We start from the raw sequence: 1,950 nt of genomic DNA, 5'->3' as shown, positions 1-1,950 counted from the left end.
TGTTTCGGGTGTTGGGTGGGTGCCTCGTGGAACACACCAGTGTTAAACACGGGGAGGCCCCACACCATCCTGGTGTGAGGCCTCAACCCATCTTCCACGTGAATTCCGGCGGTGACTTACTCTCCCACACCCTACCGAGTGCAGTACCATCAGCGCTGTGGGTCTTAGCTACCGGGTTCGGGATGGGACCGGGCGTTTCCCCCACGCTATAACCACCGGAAACCTGCCACCACCCCTGAACACTGCCAGGGATGATAAACCTTGGTTCCCGATCTTACACGGGTCAAACTTCGTCAACCACACTCCCCACACACCACCCCCTACCAGGGGACGAGCATGCACGGGTTGTTAGTGGTCAACCACATAGTGAACGCGAACACCACAATGATGAAAAGATCGTGTGTGTATAAGTCTTCGGTGTATTAGTACCAGTCAGCTCCACGCCTTACAACGCTTCCACACCTGGCCTATCAACCCAGTCGTCTACTGGGCACCTCACACCCCTCGAAAAGGGGCTAGGAAATCTCATCTCGGAGCAAGCTTCCCGCTTAGATGCTTTCAGCGGTTATCAATCCCGAACGTAGCTAATCAGCGATGCTCCTGGCGGAACAACTGACATACCAGAGGTTCGTCCGTCCCGGTCCTCTCGTACTAAGGACAGGCCTCCACAAATTTCCAACGCACGCAGCGGATAGGGACCGAACTGTCTCACGACGTTCTGAACCCAGCTCGCGTACCGCTTTAATGGGCGAACAGCCCAACCCTTGGGACCAACTCCAGCCCCAGGATGCGACGAGCCGACATCGAGGTGCCAAACCATGCCGTCGATATGGACTCTTGGGCAAGATCAGCCTGTTATCCCCGAGGTACCTTTTATCCGTTGAGCGACGGCCATTCCACAATGTACCGCCGGATCACTAGTCCCGACTTTCGTCCCTGCTCGAGCTGTCACTCTCACAGTCAAGCTCCCTTGTGCACTTACACTCAACACCTGATTGCCGACCAGGCTGAGGGAACCTTTGGGCGCCTCCGTTACTCTTTAGGAGGCAACCGCCCCAGTTAAACTACCCATCAGGCACTGTCCCTGACCCGGATCACGGGCCGAAGTTAGATATCCAGAGTGACCAGAGTGGTATTTCAACAACGACTCCACCGTAACTGGCGTCACGGCTTCACAGTCTCCCACCTATCCTACACAAGCCACACCGAACACCAATACCAAACTATAGTAAAGGTCTCGGGGTCTTTCCGTCCTGCTGCGCGAAACGAGCATCTTTACTCGTACTGCAATTTCGCCGAGTTCATGGTTGAGACAGTAGGGAAGTCGTTACTCCATTCGTGCAGGTCGGAACTTACCCGACAAGGAATTTCGCTACCTTAGGATGGTTATAGTTACCACCGCCGTTTACTGGGGCTTAAATTCTCCGCTTCGACCAAAGGTCTAACAGGTCCTCTTAACCTTCCAGCACCGGGCAGGAGTCAGTCCGTATACATCGTCTTACGACTTCGCACGGACCTGTGTTTTTGATAAACAGTCGCTTCCCCCTAGCCTCTGCGACCCCCACCAGCTCACAACGAACAGTTGATCACCAGCAGAGGCCCCCCTTCTCCCGAAGTTACGGGGGCATTTTGCCGAGTTCCTTAACCATGATTCTCTCGAACGCCTTAGTATTCTCTACCTGATCACCTGTGTCGGTTTGGGGTACGGGCGACTAGAACCTCACGTCGATGCTTTTCTTGGCAGCATAGGATCACCGAATTCCCTCACCTAAGAGGGTCCCATCACATCTCAGGCACACAACCCGCGGATTTACCAACGGGTCACCCTACATGCTTAGACCAGGACAACCATCGCCTGGCTCGGCTACCTTCCTGCGTCACACCTGTTAACACGTTTACCTCCCCGGATCAGGTCCCACGCTCCCCACACAACCCACACACCCCGAAGGG

At 54.9% G+C, this 1,950-nt stretch carries 2 rRNA genes; both read right to left on the bottom strand.

What is annotated here, in order from left to right:
- Positions 1-103: 103 nt before the first annotated feature.
- A 5S ribosomal RNA gene (gene rrf, locus ABD264_RS11500) occupies positions 104-220 on the bottom strand.
- A gap of 182 nt (positions 221-402) precedes the next feature.
- Positions 403-1,950 (bottom strand): 23S ribosomal RNA (locus ABD264_RS11495); the annotation flags it as partial.

The sequence above is a fragment of the Kocuria salsicia genome (assembly GCF_039532055.1).
Lineage (GTDB): Bacteria > Actinomycetota > Actinomycetes > Actinomycetales > Micrococcaceae > Kocuria > Kocuria salsicia.
The sequence above is the reverse complement of the archived record's forward strand: the minus strand, read 5'-3'. Positions and strand labels throughout refer to the sequence as shown.